Below are 21201 nucleotides of genomic sequence, written 5' to 3' on the forward strand. Positions count from 1 at the left end.
GACATGTGCGGGCTGGCCGGCTTCCTTTCGACTTCGCTGCACTCCGGTGCCACCACCGAGGTCATCACCTCGATGCTGTCGAACATCTGTCACCGCGGGCCGGACGAGGCCGGCTACTACCTGGATGACGGCATCGCCATGGGGGCGGTGCGGCTGGCGATCGTGGACCTCGCGGACGGCTCGCAGCCCATGTCCGACCCGTCACAGCGCTACTGGATCTGTTTCAACGGTGAGCTCTACAACCACATCGAGCTCCGCGCGGAACTGGAAGCCCTCGGCCGCCCGTTCCGGACCGACCACTCCGACACCGAAGTGGTACTCCAGGCGTGGATCCAGTGGGGAACGGACTGCTTCAGCCGGTTCAACGGAGCCTTCGCGGTCGCCATCAGGGACGCGGTCAGCGGCGACCTCGTACTGGCCCGCGACCGCTACGGCAAACGCCCGCTGTTCTACGCCGACCACGGCGGCGACTTCCTGTTCGCGTCCGAGATGAAGGCGTTCCGCGCCTTCCCCGGGTTCCGTTTCGCCTTCGATCCGAGGGAACTGGCCACGATCTACGCCACGTGGACGCCGCTGCCCGACCGCACGCCGTACCAGGGAATCCGCCAGCTCCCGATGGGCTCCGTGCTGACCCTCGGCGCGGGTCGCCGCTCGCTGCGCCCTTACGAGGACCTCTCCTTCGACGTGCCCGGCTTCGACGGGTCCGAGGCCGAGGCGATCGAGCTCATCAGGGAGACCCTGCACACCAGCGTGGAGATGCGCCTGCGCTCCGACGTCGAGGTCGGCGTCTACCTCAGCGGCGGCCTGGACTCCTCGGTGGTGACGCGACTGGCCACCCAGCTCTCCCCGCACCAGGTCCGCACGTTCTCCGTGGCGTTCCAGGACAAGACCTTCGACGAGTCCGACAGCCAGCGCCTGGTCGCCGAGCATCTGGGCACCCGGCACTCCAGCGTCGCGATCTCCGGCACGGACATCACCGACAACTTCCGGTCCGCCGTGTACCACGCCGAGGTACCCACCTTTCGTACCTCGTTCGTACCGATGTTCCTGTTGTCCCGGCACGTCCGCGACGCCGGCATCAAGACGATCCTCAGCGGCGAGGGCTCCGACGAGGCGTTCCTCGGCTACTCGCTCTTCCGCGAGACCCTGCTGCGCCGGCAGTGGAACGAACTCCCCGACGACGAGCGCCGTACCCGACTGGCCGGCCTGCACCCGGAGTTGGCGCACTTCGGCCCCGCCCACCAGGCCCACCTGCTCGGGCTTTACCAGCAGTTCTCGGTGGAACGCCTGCCGGGCCTGTTCTCCCACGAGATGCGCTACCAGAACGGCCTGTTCGCCGCGCGCCTGCTCCCCGACGGCCGCGAACCGTTCGGCGACCTGCTTGCCCTCGTCGCCGGGACTCCCGGCTACGCGCAGATGTCCGCGGTGCACAAGGCCCAGTGGCTGGAGTACAAGACGCTGCTGGCCGGATTCCTTTTGTCCACGCAGGGAGAGCGCGCCGCGCTGGCGCACGGCGTCGAGAACCGCTGCCCGTTCCTCGACCCGGCCGTGGTGCGCGCCGCCGCGTCGGTGAATCTGCGCTACGACGACGGTCAGGTCGAGAAGGCCCTGTTGAAGAAGGCATTCCGCGCCGAGCTCCCGGAGTGGACCACGCGGCGCCCCAAGCAGCCCTACCGCGCACCGGGCAGCACCGCGTTCAAGGAAAATCGCCCGGACTACCTGGAACTTCTGCTGTCCGACCACGAGTTGGCCGAGCTCGGCTTCGTGGACCAGCGGTTCGCCCGTCGCCTGGTCAACAAGGTCATGGCGTCGCCGGTGGAGGAGATCAGCACCAAGGAGGACCACGCCTTCCTCTACCTGCTGACGACCGCCGTGCTCCACCGACAATTCGTGCGGGGCGACGGCAGTCGGCCTGGCCGCCCGTCGACCGCCGCGCTGAACCTGCGTGTGACCGTGGACAACCGTCGTGCCGTACAGCAGGCAAAGGAGACCCGATGAGCGCCGACGACATCGCGATCACCGGTCTCGCCCTGCGGTTCCCCGGTGCCGACACGCTGGCCGAGCTGTTCGACCACCTCTCGGCGGGACGCTCGCTGATCACCGAGGTTCCCGCGGAACGGTGGTCGAAGGAACGCTACTTGGGCGATCCGCGCGAGGACGAGGAGAAGACGAGCAGTGTCTGGGCCGGGTTCATCGAGGACGCCGACCGCTTCGACGCCGCCTTCTTCAACATCTCCCCGCGTGAGGCGGAGACGATGGACCCCCAGCAGCGGTTCGCGCTGGAGCTGGCGTGGCAGGCCATCGAGGACGCGGGCTACCGGGCGGGCGAGCTCGCGGGCAGCCGCACGGGCGTGTTCATGGGCGTCTCCCACGCCGACTACGCCGAGCTGATCGAACGCGACGACGTGCCGACCGACGGCTACTTCCCGACCGGCACGGCGTTCTCCGTCGTCGCCAACCGGCTGTCCTACTTCTTCGACTTCCACGGCCCCAGCATCGCCAACGACACCGCCTGCTCCAGCTCCCTGGTCTCGCTCTACGAGGCCGTCACCGCACTGCGCAACGGCGACTGTGAGCTGGCGCTGGCCGGCGGGGTGAACCTGTGCTGGTCGCCGAAGCTGTTCGTGGCGTTCAGCAAGGCCGGCATGCTCTCCCCCACCGGCACCTCGCACGCCTTCGACCAGGGCGCCGACGGGTTCGTCCGCGGCGAGGGCGGCGCGGTCCTGCTGCTGAAACCGCTGGCCAAGGCGGTGGCGGACGGCGACCTGGTGCACGCGGTGGTCAAGGGCGTCGGCACCAACCACGGCGGCAAGACCAACTCGCTGACCGTGACCAACCCGGCCGCGCAGGCCGCACTGATCGAGGAGGTCCACACCCGCGCCGGCGTCGCGCCCGACACCGTGGGCTACATCGAGGCCCACGGGCCGGGCACACCGGTCGGCGACCCGATCGAGGTCGTCGGCCTCAAGCGCGCCTTCCAGAGCCTGCACGACGCCGACGGAACCCGGCCGCGGCCGGGCAGCACGGGCATCGGGTCGATCAAGACCAACATCGGTCACCTGGAATCGGCCGCTGGTGTGGCGGGCGTGGTGAAGGTGATCGGCGCGATGGCCGCCGGAGTACTGCCGGCGACGGTCAACTTCGAGGCCCTGAACCCGTTGATCGACCTGGACGGCAGTCCGTTCTACATCGTCGGTGACACGCGGCCGTGGCCGGCCGGCGAGGGCGTGCCGCGTCGGGCGGGCGTCAGTTCGTTCGGGTTCGGCGGGACCAACGCCCATGTGCTGCTGGAGCAACACGTCGGTGCGCGGCCGGCCGTCGAGAGGCCGGGACCGCACGTCGTCCCGCTCTCGGCGAAGACTCCGGAGCGGCTGCGCGCGCTGGCCGAGCGGCTGCGGGACCACCTGCGGGCACCGGAGCACGCGCTACGGCCGCGCCAGTCGCCGGCCGACATCGCCCACACGCTCCAGTTCGGCCGCGAACCCATGCGGGCCAGGGCCGCGTTCGTCGTCGCGGACCGGGAACAGCTCGTCGCCGCGCTGGAGTCCGTCGCGGACGGTGAGGTGCGCAACCCCGCCGGGGCCGGGCACGAGGTGGTGGCCGCGGCGGAGTCGTGGGTGCGCGGTGGGGCCGCCGACTGGCCCCGGCACCCCGGGGCGCACCGCGTGCGGCTGCCTGCCTACCCGTTCGCCCGGGACCGGCACTGGTACGTGGCGCCGCGGTCCGGGATGCCGGACACCGCGACGCTGCACCCGCTCGTCCACCGGAACACCTCCGATCTGGCGCAGCAGCGCTACACCTCCGTGTTCACCGGCTCCGAGCCCTTCCTCGCCGCGCACCGGGTCCACGGCCGTCGGGTGCTGCCCGCGGCCGCCTACCTGGAGATGGCGCGGGCCGCCGTGGAGTGCGCGGCGCCGCGGGACGGGACGGTCCGGCTGCGCGACGTCGCGTGGCGGCGGCCGCTCGTCGTCGACGAACCGGTCGAGGTGAACATCGGGCTGACGCCGCGCGGTGACGCCATTGACTTCGCGTTCCTCCAGGGTGAGACGACCCACAGCACGGGCTCCGCCGAGGTCGTCCCGGTGCCGGAACCGTCGCCGCTGGACCTGGACGCCCTGCGCGTGTCCTGCCACACCTCGCGCGACACCGGCGAGATCTACGCGCGCCTGCGTGCCCAGCATCTGGAGTACGGGCCGGCCCTGCGCGCGCTGCGCGAGGTCCGGGTGGGGCGCGACGAGGCACTCGTCCGCATCCGCCCGACGGAGGGTGGCGGGTACGTGCTGCCGCCGAGTGTCCTGGATGCCGCCTTCCAGACATCCGTGGTCCTGATGGGCGAGGCGTCCGGCCCGACGCTGGCCTTCGCCCTCGACGAGCTCCAGGTCCACCGGCCCTGCCCGTCCGAGACATGGGCGTGGGTCCGGCGGAGCGGGGGCTCCGGGGCGCTCGCCACGTTCGACATCGACCTGTGCGACCGCGACGGCGTGCTGAGCGCCGGCCTGCGAGGGCTCGCCCAGCGCACCACCGACGCGGGTCCGCGCGTGGTCACGGCGATCCCCCGGTGGATCGACAGGCCGCTGAACGCCGACGGCGGTTCCCGCACCGCGCACACCATGGCCCTGCCGGGGATCACGCCGGCCCGCCCGGCCGACGGCGTCGACGCCGTGACCGACCAGGCGTTCGCCGACGTCCAGCGGCTGCTCGCGGCCGGTCCCAAGGACGAGCACCGGTTCGTGGTAGTGGTCGACGCCCGGGTACCGGCACACTTCCACGCACCTCTGGTGGGCCTGTTCCGCACGGTCGCGCTGGAGAACCCGCTCGTCTCGGGCCGCGTGGTCCGGATCCCCGGCCTTCAGGCGACCTCCCCGGCAGAGGTGGCGCGGATCGTGCGCGAGGAGTGCGCCGACGGCTCCGCCGACACCGACGTCCGCTACACCGCCGACGGCGCCCGGCAGGTACGCGAGCCCGTCGAGACGCCGCTCGGCGCCGGTCCGCAGGTGCCGGAGCTGCGGACCGGCGGCGTGTACTGGGTGACCGGTGGCCTGGGCGGCATCGGCCCGCACCTCGCCCGCTACTTGAGCCGTACGGAGGCGACGGTCGTCCTCAGCGGACGGTCCGCGGACGGCTCCGTGGAGTCCCTGCGCGCCGAGGGGGTCGACGCACACCACCTGCCGGTCGACGTCACCGACGCCCGAGCCGTGCGCGCCGCGGTCGAGACGATCCTGCGGGAGCACGGTGCGCTCCACGGCGTTGTACACGCGGCCGGGGTGCTGCACGACCAGTACCTGCTGCGCAAGGACCTCACCGACGTCCGCCGCGTGACCGCGCCGAAGGTCCGGGGCGCGCTCTGCCTCGACGCCGCCACCCGCCATCTCGACCTGGACTTCTTCGTGCTGTTCTCCTCGGTCGCCGGTGTCTACGGAAACCCGGGGCAGTCCGACTACGCGGCGGCCAACGCCTTCCTGGACGCGTTCGCCGAGCACCGCCAGGCGCTGGTCGACGCGGGCGAGCGCAGCGGCAGGACCGTGGCCGTCAGCTGGCCGCTGTGGGCCGACGGCGGCATGACGGCGGACGAGGTCACCCGCGGGGCGCAGCGCCGCGAGCGCGGGTGGGAGCCGCTGCCCACGGAGGACGGACTGCGCGCCTTCGGCCGGTCCCTGCGCGCCGACGCCCCCGCCCACGTCGTCGTCGCCTACGGCACCGAGGCCTCCCTCGCCGGGCCGCGCCGCCCCGCGCCGGCCCGCCCGGCGTCGTCCGGTGGCGCCGTCGACGGCAACCTGCGGGAGCAGACCGAGGAGCTGCTCACGGGGATCATCGCCGAGGTCCTCCGGCACGCCCCCGAGGACCTCGACACGACCGCCAACCTCATCGACTACGGCATCGACTCGCTGGGCATCCTGGGGGTGACCGCACGGCTGGAGAAGCTGTTCGGGCCGCTGTCCAAGACAATTTTCTTCGAGTACCTGAACATCGCGGACGTGGCGGCGCACTTCGTGGAATCACGGCCCGAGCAGTTGGCGGCCGTGCTGGAAGCGAGCGGGGGCGCCGGCGCGCCGGCCGTCCCGGCAGCGGCTCCGGCCACGCGGTCCGAGGGCCGGGCGGAACCCCGCGCGGTCGAGTCCGGCCGGGCGGAACCCCGCGCGGTCGAGTCCGGCCGGGCGGAATCCGGCGACGTGGCGCCCGAAACAGCAGAGCCCGACAGGGCGGAGTCCGCCGCTCTCGTCGTCCGCGAACCCGAGCGCGACGACCGGCACGACATCGCGATCGTCGGCGTGTCCGGGCGCTACCCCGGTGCCGAGACCCTGGACGAGCTGTGGGAGCTTCTGGAGAGCGGCCGGCACGCGTTCGAGGAGATCCCCGCCGATCGCTGGGACCACGAGGCCGTCTACGACCGCGACCGGGCCGTGCCGGGCAAGACCGTGATCAGGACCGGGACGTTCCTCCGCGACATCGACACGTTCGACCCCCGGTACTTCCGCATCTCCAAGCGCGAGGCCGAGCAGATGTCCCCGGAGGTGCGGCTCTTCCTCCAAGCCGGCGTGCAGGCGTTGGAGGACGCGGGCTACTCACGGGAGACCATCCACCGCCGCTACCAGGGCGACGTCGGCGTGCTCGTGGGGACCATGAGCAACCACTACAACCTGTACGGCTTCCAGAACAGTCTCACCCGCGGCGCCCCGCAGAGCGGCAGCTACACGGGCACGATCCCCAACATGCTTTCCTACTTCTACGGTCTGACCGGGCCATCGATCTTCGTGGACACCATGTGCTCGGCCTCGTCCACGTGCGTGCACCAGGCCGTGCAGATGCTGCGGTCCGGCGAGTGCCGGATGGTGGTCGCCGGCGGCATCAACCTGATGCTGCACCCGTACAACCTCATCACCTCGTCGCAGGAGCATTTCACCACCGGCACCTCCGACGTGATCCGCAGCTACGGCCACGGTGTGGACGGCACCATCCTCGGTGAGGGCGTCGGCGCCGTCGTGCTCAAGCCGCTGGTCGACGCCGAACGCGACGGCGACCAGGTGTACGCAGTGATCCGGGGCACCGCCCTGTCCAACTCCGGTACCCGCAACGGCTTCACCGTGCCGAACCCGGTGATGCAGGCACACGCGATCGAGAAGGCGCTGGACGACGCCGGTGTCGACCCGCGGACGATCAGCTACGTCGAGGGGCACGGCTCGGGCACCGCGCTGGGCGACCCGATCGAGGTCCGGGCGCTGACATCGGCGTACCGGAAGTACACGGCGGACAGGCAGTTCTGCGCGCTCGGCTCCGTCAAGTCCAACATGGGGCACCTGCTCGCGGCGGCCGGCATGATCGGTCTGGCCAAGGTGCTGCTCCAGTTCCGGCACGGCAAGCTGCTGCCGTCCCTGCACAGCGCGGAACTCAACCCGGACATCGACTTCACCGACACGCCGTTCTGGGTACAGCAGTCGGTGGCCGACTGGAGGCCGACGGTCACCTCGGCCGACGGCCGGCAGGTGCCCCTGCCCCGGCGGGCCGGCGTCACCTCGATCGGCGCCGGCGGGATGAACTCGCACATCATCCTGGAGGAATACCCCGAACGTCCGGTGCGCCGGGAGCCGTTCGGCGAGCAGCTGTTCGTGTTCTCGGCGATGAACGAAGCAGCGCTCGGGCGCTACCTGGCCGCCTTCCGCGCCTACCTCGGCGGGGCGCGGGAGACCGACCTGCCCGACATCGCGTTCACCCTGCGGGTGGGCAAGAACGAGCTGCCCCACCGCTGGGCGTTCGTGGCAGCGGACAAACGGTCGGCGCTGGCAGCCGTGGACGGCTATCTCGCCGGCCGACGGGACCTGCCCGCGCACGAGCTCGCCACGGCCTGGGTCGCCGGCAGGAGCGTCGACTGGGGGCGGCTGCCGGCAGCGCGCCGGGTGTCGCTGCCCCCGTACCCGTTCGAGAAGGTGCGCTGCTGGGTCGAGCCGACCGACGGCGCGCCGACCGTGCTGGCCCCGCTGGCGTTGCGGGAGCGGCTGCACCCGTTCCTGGGGCGCAACGAGTCCGATGTCCGCGGCCTGCGCTACGGCGTGGACGTCCGCCTCGCCGACCTGCTCGACTACGGCTACCGCCTGGACAAGGTGTCCGCCATCGCGCCGACCTTCGCCGTGGACCTCGCGCTGGCCACCGCGAAGGTCAGCGGGTTCGCCGAGCCGGCGTCCGTCCACGACCTCCGCGTGCTGCGGCCGGTCGACTGGTCCGCGACCGAGCGGCTGGTCACGGAATTCGCCGACGGTCACGGCACCGTCCGGACCGAGGACGGGTCGGCGGCTGTGGAGTTCACCGTGCGGGCCGCCACGGCACCCTCGGGCCGGATCGAGTTGGCCGGGCTGCGGCCGGTCCGCACACGGGAGGAGTTCCTGGCCGAACTGGCCACCGGCGGGCTGGACTTCAATGCGGCGGCCTGCGCGGTCGACGGCGTGTTCCGTGCCTCGGACGGCCGGACGGTGCTGAGCGTCGCCCGGCCCGCGTTCCAGCAGGACCACGTCCGGCGCAACATCACCGTCGAGCCGTTCGTGCTCGTCGTGATCGCGCAGGGTGTGCAGTGGGAGGCCAAGCGCACCGGGGTGCCGGACTGGCCCCGGGTTGCGCTCAACCACATCGCGGAGATCAACGTGCGGGCCGGGGCGGCGGTCACCCATGTGGTGTTCGGGGACGACCGGATCGAGCTGGTCGGGGAGACGGGTGAGGTGGTCGGCGAGCTGTGCGGGGTGCGGCGCGGCACCGACGGCGCGGAGCCGACCGTACGCCCGGTGCCGCGGACCGCCCCGGCGCCGGCGGCCCGGGGCGCGGCGGGCGCGCGGCCGGCCGCGCCGGGCGGGTCCGCGCCGGGCGGGTCCGCGCTGGTCGAGGTCCTGCGCTCCATCGCCGCCGGCCTCCTCAAGTTCGAGGCGGAGGAGCTCGATCCGCGTACCGGTCTGGACGCGTTCGGTTTTGACTCGATCTCGCTGGTGACCTTCGCGCAGGAGATCCACGAGCGGTTCGGCGTCAAGGTCAGCCCGGCGGTCTTCTTCGATGTCAGGACGTTGGAAGGGCTGGGCGCCCACCTGGCCGACGAACACGGTGTGACGGTGGCGGTCGAGTCCCGGCCGGTCCGGGTAGAGGCAGAGACGTCACCTGTCCGGAACGAGGTCCAGCAGCCGCAGCCAGGACGGGCCGCGTCCGATCCGCGCATGCCGATCGCCGTCATCGGCGCGGCGGGGCGGTTCCCGGGCGCCCGCGACCTGGACGCGTACTGGGCGAACCTGGTGGCGGGCAAGGACTCCGTCACCGCGTTCCCCTGGCACCGGTACGACGCGGACCACCGCAGGGCCGTCGAGGCACAGGACTTCCCCCAGCGGATCGGTGCCCTGGAAGACATCGACGCCTTCGACGCCGAGTTCTTCCGCGTCCTGCCGCGCGAGGCCGAGCTGATGGACCCCCAGCACCGCCTGGCGCTGGAGACGGTGTGGCAGGCGCTGGAGGACAGCGCGTACCGGCCGGCCGACCTGCCGGCCGGTACGGGCGTGTTCATCGGCGTCACGGGCAACGACTACGCGACCCTGCTCACCGCGCTCGGTGTGGCACCGGACGCGTTCACCTCGACCGGGACGACGCACTCGATCCTCGCCAACCGCATCTCGTACCTGCTCGACGTGCGCGGCCCGAGCGAACCGATCGACACGGCCTGCTCCAGCTCGCTGGTGGCGGTGCACCGCGCGATGGAGGCAATCCGTTCCGGCGCGTGCGACATGGCCGTCGCGGGCGGGGTGAACGTGCTGCTCAATACGGACACGTTCGTCAGCGCGCACCGTGCGGGCATGCTCAGCCCGGACGGCCTGTGCAAGACCTTCGACGCCGACGCGAACGGCTATGTGCGGGGCGAAGGGGTGGGAGCGGTCGTGCTCAAGCCCTTGGCGGCGGCGGAGCGCGACGGTGACGCGATCCTCGGAGTGCTCAGGGGAAGCGCGTTCAACCACGGGGGCCGGGCGAACTCGCTGACCGCGCCCAACGCCGATGCCCAGGCCGAGCTTGTGACGACCGCCGTCGGCGACCTCGATCCCGACACCATCGGCTACATCGAGACACACGGCACCGGTACGGCACTCGGCGATCCGGTGGAGGTGCGCGCGCTGCGCACGGCGTTCCGCCGGCTGGGGCGGAGCGACGACGGTGCGTGCGGCCTCGGTTCGGTCAAGACCAACATCGGTCACCTGGAGGCAGCCGCGGGCATCGCCGGGCTGCTCAAGGTGCTGCTCGCGCTCCGGCACGGTGTGCTGCCGGCGACTCAGCACCTCCGGCAGGTCAACCCGTACATCGAACTGGACGGTGGGCCGTTCCACATCGTGCGGGAGAACACGTCCTGGCCGCGGCCCCGCACCCGTGACGGCGGTGTGGCACCGCGGCGCGCCGGGGTGAGCAGCTTCGGTTTCGGTGGCGCCAACGCCCACGTCGTCGTCGAGGAGTACGTGCCCGGCGGCCAGGACACGGAGCACGAGGGGGCCGGCGGGAGTGTGGTGGTGCCGCTTTCGGCACGCACCGCACGGCAGTTGACCGAGCGCGCCCGGGATCTGCTGGCCTACCTGGAGGAGTCGGACGAGGTACCGCTCCGGTCCGTCGCGTGGAGCCTGCAGGTCGGCCGTGAGGAGATGGCGGAGCGGGTCGGCTGGGTCGTCTCCTCGCGCTCCGAACTCGTCGACAGGCTCCGGGCGTTCGTCACCACCGGCGACCGCGGTGACGGCGGCGACCTGATCGGGCGGTGGACCGGCGGCGCCACCGTCGATTGGCGTGCGGTGTCCGACGGCCCGACGCCCGGTCGCGCGCACCTGCCCGGCTATCCCTTCGCCCGCGACCGGTTCTGGTTCCCCGGTATCGACAAGGAGGGCGCGAAGAAGGAGAGCGCGGAGAAGGAGAGCGAGAGGGAAGAGGGCGAAAAAGGGGCGAGCACCGGGAGGGCGAGTGGCACGGTCCTGCTGACTCCGCGGTGGACACCGACGCCCGCCGCCCCGACCGAACGGTACGACCGGCACGTCGTCATCCTGTGCGGAGGTGCGGGTTCGGTACCCGGAGCCATCCGCCTGGAGACAGCCAAGCAGCGGCCGGAGAGCCGGTTCCGTGACCTGTCGTGGCAGGTGGCCAAGGTCCTCCAGGGTCTCGACGACCGGCACGGCACCACACTGGTCCAGGTCGTCACCGACACCCCCGCCCTGGCCGGGCTGCTGCGGACCGTCGCCAAGGAGAACCCGCGGATCGTCGGCCAGGTCATCGTCGTCGACGGTGCCGACGACGGCGGTGTCGACGTGGCCGCTGTCGTGGCGGAGAACGCGACCACCGCGGATGACCTCGTCGTCCACCGCGGCGGTGTCCGGCACACGCTGACCTGGACCCCGGCGCTTCGCGGCACGGACTCCTCGGCACCCTGGCGGGACGGCCGCGTATATCTCATCACGGGCGGTGCCAGTGGCATCGGTGCCCTGACGGCCCGCCGGATTGCCGCCGACGTGCGGCGGCCGACCCTCGTGCTCGCCGGCCGGTCACCGGGCGACGACCGGATCGAGCGCCTGCTCGCCGACCTGCGGCAGGCCGGAGCGGTGGCGCGGTACGTGCGCGCCGACGTCTCCCGCTGGGAGGAGGTACGCCATCTCGTCGCCGAGGCCGGCGAGGTGAACGGGATCGTGCACGCCGCCGGCGTGGTGCGGGATTCGCTGCTCGCGGAGAAGACCGCCGAACAGTGGGACGACGTGCTCGCGGCCAAGGCGGACGGCCTCGTCCACCTCGACCGGGCCGCCGAGCACTGTCCGCTGGACTTCGTGCTCGCGTTCTCCTCGGGCGCCGCGATCACCGGCAACCCCGGGCAGTCCGACTACGCCACCGCCAACGCCTGCCTCGACTCGTTCGCCGCGGTGCGCAACACCTGGGTCACGGACGGACGTCGCCGCGGGCGCACTCTCTCCCTCGCCTGGCCGCTGTGGCAGGACGGCGGCATGCGGGTGAGCGACCGCACGCGGGCGTACCTGCGGGCGGACCGGGGGCTCACGCCGATGCCCACGGAGGAGGGGTTCAGGGCGCTGAGCGACGCCTGGCACACAGGAGCGGACCAGGTGTGGGTGCACCACGGCGATCCGGACCGTGTGCCGACCGGAGCGCCGACTCCGGCGCCCGAGGTGCCCGAGATGCCCGAGGTGCCCGCGGCGCCCACCACCGACGCGACCGTCCTCAACCACCTCCTCACCGTGTTCGCCGAGGTCACCAAGCTCGCGCCGGGGGCGGTGGACCCCGACCGCCCACTCGCCGAGATCGGCCTGGACTCGGTGATGGTCCTCCAGCTCAACCGCGCGCTGGCCGAGACCCGTCCCCACGTCCCGTCAACGCTCTTCTACGAGCAGCCGACCCTGCGGGCGGTGGCCGACCAACTCGCCGGCCACGGCGCGGAGTCGGCGCTTCCACGGCCGGCCGCCACCGGCGAACCGCACGTCCGCACCCGACAGCCGGTTGCCGACACCGCGCAGCGGGCCGTCCGTACCGAGCAGCGCGCCGTCGGCGCCGAGGAGCCGATCGCGGTCATCGGGCTGAGCGGGCGCTACCCGGGCGCCGCCGGCCCGGAACAGTTCTGGGACAACCTCAAGGCGGGCCGCGACGGCATCCGTGAGATCGACCGCTGGCCGCTGGACGACTTCTTCGAACCGGACCGCAACACCGCGGTCGCCACCGGTCGCAGCTACAGCAAGTGGGGCGGTTTCCTCGACGACTTCGCGGCGTTCGACCCCAGGTTCTTCGGCATCGCCCCCCGGGACGCGTACGCCATGGACCCGCAGGAACGGCTCTTCGTGCAGGCCGCGTGGGAGGTGCTGGAGGACGCGGGCTACACCAGGGCACGCCTCGCCGGACGCCACGGCCACCGGGTCGGGGTGTTCGCCGGCGTCACCAAGGTCGGCCACGCCCGGCACGGCGTGGGCCGACTGCCCTCCGGCGAACTCGTGGTGCCCGGCCTGTCGTTCGCCTCGCTGAGCGCCCGCGCCTCCTACCTGCTCGACCTGCGCGGACCGAGTCAGACGATCGACACGATGTGCTCGGCGTCGCTGACCGCGATCCACGAGGCGTGCGAACAACTCCGGCGCGGCGCGTGCGAGGTGGCGCTCGCCGGCGGCGTGAACCTCTACACGCACCCGCTGGACTACGTCGAACTGTGCCGCTCCGGCATGCTCTCGCCCGACCGGAGCTGCCGTAGCTTCGGCGCCGGCGGTCACGGCTTCGTCCCCGGTGAGGGCGTCGGATGTGTGCTGCTCAAGCCGCTGTCGCGCGCGGAGGCCGACGGGGACCGCGTGCTCGCGGTGATCCGAGGCTCCAGCGTCAACCACGGCGGCCGCACCACCGGCTACACCGTGCCGAGTCCGGTCGCCCAGGCCGCCCTGATCCGGCAGGCGTTGGACCGGGCCGGTGTCTCCGCCCGGCAGGTCGGTTACGTCGAGGCACACGGCACCGGCACCGAACTGGGCGACCCGATCGAGATCACGGGCCTGACCAGGGCATTCGAACAGGACACCGCGGACCGGCAGTACTGCGCGATCGGCTCGGTGAAGTCGGGCATCGGTCACCTGGAGGCCGCGGCCGGGGTGGCCGGTCTGACCAAGGTCCTGCTCCAGCTCAGGTACCGGCAGCTCGTGCCGAGCCTGCACGCCGACGAGCCCAACCCGAACATCGACTTCGCGTCGACCCCGTTCCGGCTCCAGCGTGAGCTGAGCCCGTGGCACTCCGACGGCCCGCGGATCGCGGCGGTGTCCTCCTTCGGTGCCGGCGGCTCGAACGCGCACCTGATCGTCGAGGAGTATCCCGTGCAGGCCACTGACGGTGCGACAAGCAGCGCAGCGCAGATCGTCGTCCTCTCGGCGAGGACGCCCGAGCACCTCACCGCGTCCGTCGACAGGCTGGCCTCTTTCCTCGACCGCCACCCAGACACCGGCCTCGCCGACCTGGCCTTCACGCTCCAGGTCGGCCGGGAGGCGATGCCCGAACGGTACGCGCTCGCGGTGTCCTCGACCGCCGAGCTGAGGAGTGGTCTGAGGGCCGGCCGGGGGCACCGCGGCACCGTCGAGGCCGAGGGTGGTCTGCTCGCGGAGCTCACCGGCGACAGCGATCTCCAGGAACTGCTGGTGCAACGGTGGCTCGCCGTCGGCAAGCTCTCCGAGGTCGCGGCGCTGTGGGCGTCGGGCGCCGAGGTGGACTGGGCGCGCCTGCACCAGGGGGTGCCGCGCCGACCGCTGTCCCTGCCGACGTACCCGTTCGCCAAGGAGCGGTTCTGGATCGGTGACCTGACCGCCCCGGGGCCCGCGCCGGTGCCTGCTCCGGTCCCCGAACCCGTGGTCACGCACCGGAGTCCGGACGAACTGGTGCCCGCCGTGGTGCGGGACAAGATCGCCCGCGCGCTGGCGTTGCGGGTCGACGAGATCGACGGCGGGCAGGCGTTCGCCGACTACGGCCTGGACTCGATCCTCGCGATCCGTGTGGTGCACCAGCTCAACGACGCACTGTCGCTGGACCTGCCGACGAGCGTGGTCTTCGACTTCAGCTCGGCCGACCGGCTGGCCGCTCATCTGCTCGCCGAGTACGGGGACACCATCGTCTGTACCGAGGACACCCCGGGCACGGCGTCAGGTCCACGGACCGTCCCGGAACCGGTCGTGGCGCCCGCGTCCGTGAGGAACGAGCATCGGAAAAGCCGTTCGGCGGACGGGGAGCGCGGACCGATCGCGGTGATCGGCATGAGCGGCCGGTTCGCCGGCGCCGACTCGCTCGACGGACTCTGGACGCATCTGGTCAACGGCGACGACCTGGTCACCGAGGCGACCCGGTTCGACCTCGACGGCCTGAGCGCCTGCACCCGGGGCGGCTTCCTGCACCGCATCGACGAGTTCGACGCGATGTTCTTCGGCATCTCCGGCACCGAGGCCGCCGTGATGGACCCCCAGCAGCGGCTGCTGCTCGAAGAGTCCTGGAAGGCGTTGGAGGACGCCGGCTACGCGGGCCGGACGGGCGGGCAGCGCTGCGGCGTCTACGTCGGGGCGTGGGCGGGCGACTACCAGGGTCTCCTCGACCAGGACGCACCGGCGCAGGCCCTGTGGGGCAACATGACGTCGGTCATCCCCAGCCGGGTCTCCTACTTCCTCGACCTCAAGGGGCCGGCGATCGCCGTCGACACCTCGTGCTCCAGCTCGCTCGTGGCGATCGACCTGGCCTGCAAGGACCTCCGGTCCGGTGAGACGTCGATGGCGTTGGCGGGCGGGGTGTTCCTCCAGTCCACACCACGGCTGTACGGGCTCGCCGGCCGCGCCGGGATGCTCTCGCCGACCGGCCGCTGCCACACCTTCGACCACCGCGCCGACGGGTTCGTGCCCGGCGAGGGCGTCGGGGTCGTCGTACTCAAACGCCTGGCGGACGCGCTGGCCGACGGCGACCACATCCACGGCGTGATCAAGGCGAGCGGGGTCAACCAGGACGGCGCCACCAACGGCATCACGGCGCCGAGTTCGGTGTCCCAGGAGACCCTGCTCGGCGAGGTGTACGAGCAGTTCGGCGTCGACGTGGAGCGCATCGGACTCGTCGAGGCGCACGGAACCGGCACCAAGCTCGGCGACCCCATCGAGTTCCAGGCGCTCGACCGGGCCTTCCGCGCCCGCACCGGCAAGTCGGAGTACTGTGCGCTCGGTTCACTGAAGACCAACATCGGCCACACCCAGTTCGCGGCCGGCGTCGCCGGCGTGCTCAAGGTGCTGCTGGCGATGAAGCACGGGCAGATCCCTGCCTCGCTGCACTTCGAGGCCGCCAACGAGGCGATCTCCCTCGCCGGAAGCCCGTTCTACGTGAACACCCGCACCCGGCGCTGGGAGTCGCCCGCCGACGTGCCGCGGTGCGGGGTGGTGAGTTCCTTCGGCGCCAGCGGGACCAACGCGCACCTCGTGCTCGAAGAGGCCCCGCCCGTGGCCCGCGCCATGACGCCGCAGGCCGAACACGTGGTGGTGCTGTCGGCCGGCACCGAGCAGCAACTCGCCGAACAGCGGCGCCGGCTGGCGGCGCACATCCGCGCCGAGGCATCCCTCGACCTCGGCGACCTCGCGTACACGCTGGCTGTCGGGAGGGCGCGTCTCGCGCACCGGTTCGCCTGCGTGGTCCGTGATCCCGGCGAACTGCTCCAGGTCCTCGACGGCACGCTCCCGGCCCGCAGGCCCGACGACGACCGGATGCCCGCCCAGGGCCGGCGCATCCCGCTGCCGACCTACCCCTTCGCCCGCGACCGGCACTGGCCCGCGACCGGTGGCGCGCGGGTGACGCTGACGCGTACGGACGGCCTGCTGCGCGACCACGTGGTGCAGGGCCGCCACATCCTGCCCGCGGTCGCCCATCTCGAACTGGCACGCATGGCAGTGGGCGCCCGCACGGTGCGGATGCGCCATGTGACGTGGGTGCAGCCGCTGGAGGTCACGGACGATCCGGTCGACGTACGGGTCGAGGTGCGCACGGCCGGCAAGGGCGGTCGGCGATTCGTGATCACCACGGGCAACGCCGTCTGCTGTGAGGGCGGCATCGCCCCGTCCGACGCCCCGCGCCCGGCACGGGTCGACCTCGCCGCACTGCGCGCGGACTGCCCGGACACCGTGTCCGCCGACCGGATCCGCGAGGCCCTGGCGGCGAAGGGCATCGAGCACGGGCCGACCCTGCGAGCGATCCGGCAGGCGCACGTCGGCGCCGGGACCGTCCTGGCCGAACTGGTGCTGCCCGGGTCGGCGGAGCCGGGGGTGCTGACGCCCGCGATGCTGGACTCGGCGATCCAAGCGTCGGTCGCGGCCCATCTCACCGCGCTGGAAGACACTGCCGTGCCGTTCGCCCTGGAACAGCTCGACCTGTTCGCGCCGTGCACGCCGACGATGTGGGCAGTGGTGCGGGGCGTCGCGTCCGGGCCGCTCGGCAAGCTGGACGTCGACCTGGTCGACGCCGACGGCGAGGTCTGCGTACGGCTGACCGGGTACTCCGCGCGCCGCACCGCCCCGAGGGCCGGACAGGCCGAGCCCGCGGCGCTGTTCGCGCCCGTGTGGGATCCGGTCAGCGCGTCCGAGGCGCCCGTGCCGCAAGCGGCGGACCGGGTGCTGGTCGTCGGCCGGCCCGGCGCGCTCGAAACCGACCTGCCCTGGCCGTTGCCGCCATCGGCGACCGTCGAGGAGGTGACCGACGCGCTCCGTGACCTCGGGCCGGTCGACCACCTGGTCTGGGCCGCGCCCGAGGCCGCCCTCGGCCCCACCGACGCCGCCGGGTACGCGGCGGCCCAGGACGAGGGCGTCGTCCCGGCCTTCCGCATGATCAAGGCGCTGGTCGGTGCCGGGTACGACGCCCGGCCGCTGGGGATCACCCTGATCACCACGCGTGCGCTCGCCACCCACGCCCTGGACCCCGTCCAGCCGGCGCACGCCGGACTGCACGGCCTGTTCGGGTCGTTGGGACGGGAGTACCCGCAGTGGACCGTGCGCCGCGTCGACCTCGACGGCCCCGAGTGGCCCGCCGACCTCGCGGCCCTGCCCGCCCGGTCACCCGACGACGCGTGGGTCCGACGGGCCGGACAGTGGCTCGCCCGGCGCTGGGCACCGTGTACGGCACCGGCACAGCCGGTGTACCGCGAGGGCGGCGTCTACGTCGTGATCGGCGGTACCGGCGGCCTGGGCACTGCCTGGACCCGGCACATGGTGCAGCGCTACGGCGCACACGTCATGTGGATCGGCCGGAGCCCGCACGACGCGTCCGTGACGGAGAAGCTCCGCTCCGTCACCGGGCGCGGCACGGTCGGCTATCTCAGCGCCGACGCCGGGGACCCGGCCGCGCTGCGCCGTGCCGTCGCGGAGATCAGGCGGCGCCATCCGCAGATCCACGGGGTGGTGCAGGCCGCACTCGTGCTGCGGGACAGCACGTTCGCCAGGATGGACGAGGCCGCGCTCCGCGCTGCGCTGCGGGCCAAGGTCGACGTCACGACCGCGATGGCCGAGGTCTTCGACGGTGCGGGACTGGACTTCGCCGTGCTGCTGTCGTCGATGCAGTCCTTCACCACGGCGGCCGGCCAGGGCAACTACGCGGCCGGGTGCACCTTCAGCGACGCCTATGCGCAGGCGCTCGGCGCGCACTGGGACACACCGGTCAGGGTCATGAACTGGGGCTGGTGGGGCACCTTGGGGAGCGTCACGTCCGCGTTCTACCGGGAGCGGATGGGCCGGGCCGGACTGGTGTCGATCGAGCCGCACGAGGGGCTCGCCGCCATGGACGCGCTGCTCGGCGGGGACCAGCGGCAGCTCGCGTTCGTCAAGACGAACCAGCACAACACGTTGGCCCACTTCGACCGCGCCACCGAGGTCACCGTGCACGGGCCGACGCCGTCACGGGTCAGCGGCGAGCTGCTGACCGCGTCCGACGGCGCGGACGACCGCATGGACGAGGTCGTGCGGTGGCGTCGGACCGAGCGCGATCCGTGGCTGGCCAAGGTCCTTTCGGCGCAGGTGGCGCACCTCGACCCCACGACGGTCCTGCCGTCGTACGCCGCGTGGTGGGAGCACGCCCGGCGCGTCCTGGTGCCGGCCGGTCCGGTGGACGAGGTGCTCGGGCAGTGGGACCGGCAGTGCACGCTGTGGTCGGCCGACCCCCACCGCAGGGCCGAGCTGCGGTTGGCCTCCGCCACGCTCACCGCGCTGCCGGACATCCTCACCGGCCGGACCCGGCCCACCGACGTCATCTTCCCGCGCGGTTCCATGGAACTGGTGGAGGGCTGCTACCGGGCCAATCACGTCGCCGACGTGTTCAACCGTGCCATGGCACGGGCCGCCGTCACCGTCGTCTCGGAGCGGTTGCGCCGGGAACCCGGCGCGCGGCTGCGGATCCTGGAGATCGGTGCCGGTACCGGCGGGACCAGCGCGGGGATGTTCGCCGCGCTCAAGCCGTACCAGGACAGCATCGAGAGCTACCTCTACACGGACCTGTCCAAGGCGTTCCTCAACCACGCGCGTGCCACTTACGGGCCGGACGTGCCGTACCTGGACTGCCGGCTGCTCGACATCGAAAAGCCATTGGCCGGGCAGGACATCGCCGAGGGGCGTTTCGACCTCGTGATCGCCGCCAACGTGCTGCACGCGACCAGGGACACCCGCACCACCCTGCGCAACGCCAAGGCCGCCCTGCGGGCCGGCGGGTGGCTGCTGCTGAACGAGCTGTCGGCGTTCGACCTGTTCAGCCATGTCACGTTCGGACTGCTCGAAGGCTGGTGGCTGTTCGACGACCGGTCGCTGCGCATTCCGGGCTCCCCCGCTCTCTCGCCGGAGAGTTGGCGGGAGGTGCTGGCCGGAGAGGGTTTCCGCACCGTGGTGTTCCCGCTGTCGCGGGCGCTCCCCCTGGGGCAGCAGATCATCGCGGCGGAGAGCGACGGGGTGGCCCGGCAGCGGAGCAGGCCCGTGGCGGAGGGAAGCGCGCGGCGCGCAGCCGGCGGCGCGGAGCGGCCGGCGCCGCAACCGCAGCCCGCACCCGCCGCGACTCCCTCGCCGCATCCCCCGTCCACACGTCCTGCGGCCGCCCCGGTGTCCGGGCCCCGCTCCACGGCCGTGAGCCCCCCGACCGAGCGGACCGGGCCCGCCCCCTCCCCCGCACCGACGACGCGATCCGGCCTGACCACGCTTCTCCTCGACAAGGCCGCCGCCGTCCTGGGTATCCCCGCCGACCGGATCGACCCCGCGGCCCCACTCACCGATTACGGCTTGGACTCCCTCCTCGTCCTCCAACTCACCAGCGCCCTGCGCGAGGACCTCGGCGCGGACATCCCCGCCACCCTGCTCTTCGACATCGCCTCCATCGACGGCCTGACCTCCCACTTCGCGGGCCCGGCAAGCGAACGGTGGAACCTCTCCCGCGGTCAGCTGACCATGTACCAGGGCCAGCGGCGCCAACCGGAGTCGGCCGCCTACAACCTCCCGCTGCTCTTCGAGCTCCACGGCGACCTGGACGAGACGGCCCTGGAACGGGCGGTCCGCGCGCAGACGGAGATCCACCCGGTGCTGAGTGCACTCTTCGGTGAGCGGGACGGCGTGCCGTACATGGACATCGCCCCGACCAGAGCCCCGTCGTTCGACCGGGTCACTCTCACGGCCACCTCGCGCGAGACCCAACTGGCCGCGCTGCGGGACCTGGCCGACGTCCCGTTCGACCTGACGTCCGGTCCGCTGGTCCGGGCCCACCTGGTCTCCCTTCCCGGACGACGACGGCTGCTGCTGCTCACCGCGCACCACATCCTGCTGGACGGCACGTCGACGGCCGTCCTGATCCGTACGCTCAAAGCGGCCTACCGGGGCGAGGGAGGTCCGGACCGCGCCCCCTACGGCGACTTCGTCACCTGGGAAGAAGCGCTGCTCGACGGAGTACGGGCAGCGCGGCACCGGGACTACTGGCTCCGTGAGCTGGCGGGGCCTCGCACGGCGCTCGCGCTGCCCTACGACCGTCCGTACGACCCGGAGCGGCTGCCCCGCGTGGAGGTGATGCGGGAGAAGCTGTCGCCGGGGCTGGCCGCCGCGCTCGCCGGCACGGCACGGGAACACCGGGTCAGTGTCGCCACGGTGCTGTTCACGACGTTCGTGCGGTTCCTGCACCGGCTGACCGGACAGGACGACCTGGTCCTGGGCATGACCGCGGCCGCCCGCTACGAGGAGCGGTTCCGGGACGTGGTCGGCCAGTTCGCGAACTGCCTGCCCCTTCGGTGCACGGCCACCGGGAGCTTCCCCGAGCTGCTCGCGTCCGTGCACCGCACGATGGTGGCCGGTATCGAACACGGCGCCTACCCGCTGCGGGAAATCGCCCGAGCGCTGGGCACGGACGACGAGCCGCTGGTCCTGACGAACTTCCTGTTCCAGAACTTCGAGGGCGCCGAACTGCTCACCGATGAATCACCGGCTGCGGAGGGCGAGTTGGACCTGCGCCCGTTCGATGACCTGCCATATGCCGGAGAGTATGTACTTTCCCTGGAGTTCTATCGGGAGGGTGAAGGCTACAAGGCATTTCTCAAATACGACGCAAACGTATTCACCGAGGCCACGGCGCGACACATGATGGACGAGTGGCATACGACCGTCCAGAATGAGATGGGCATGCAACAAGGGGCTGTCTCTGTCGATGTCACCCGCCGGTGAAGACGAATCC

Annotated in this window: 2 protein-coding genes; both read left to right on the forward strand. The window is 72.1% G+C overall.

What is annotated here, in order from left to right; translation table 11 throughout:
- Nucleotides 1–3 precede the first annotated feature (3 nt).
- The gene (asnB, locus tag OG520_RS02625; protein ID WP_406012012.1) at nucleotides 4–1998 is read left to right on the forward strand and encodes an asparagine synthase (glutamine-hydrolyzing); all 1995 of its coding nucleotides are present in this window, start codon (nucleotides 4–6) and stop codon (nucleotides 1996–1998) included.
- On the forward strand, nucleotides 1995–21191 hold the full coding sequence (locus OG520_RS02630) for an SDR family NAD(P)-dependent oxidoreductase (protein ID WP_406012013.1): 19197 nt from the start codon (nucleotides 1995–1997) through the stop codon (nucleotides 21189–21191). Before asnB ends, OG520_RS02630 begins: the two co-directional genes overlap by 4 nt.
- Nucleotides 21192–21201 lie beyond the last annotated feature (10 nt).

It is taken from the genome of Streptomyces sp. NBC_00984, assembly GCF_045162475.1.
Classification (GTDB): domain Bacteria; phylum Actinomycetota; class Actinomycetes; order Streptomycetales; family Streptomycetaceae; genus Streptomyces.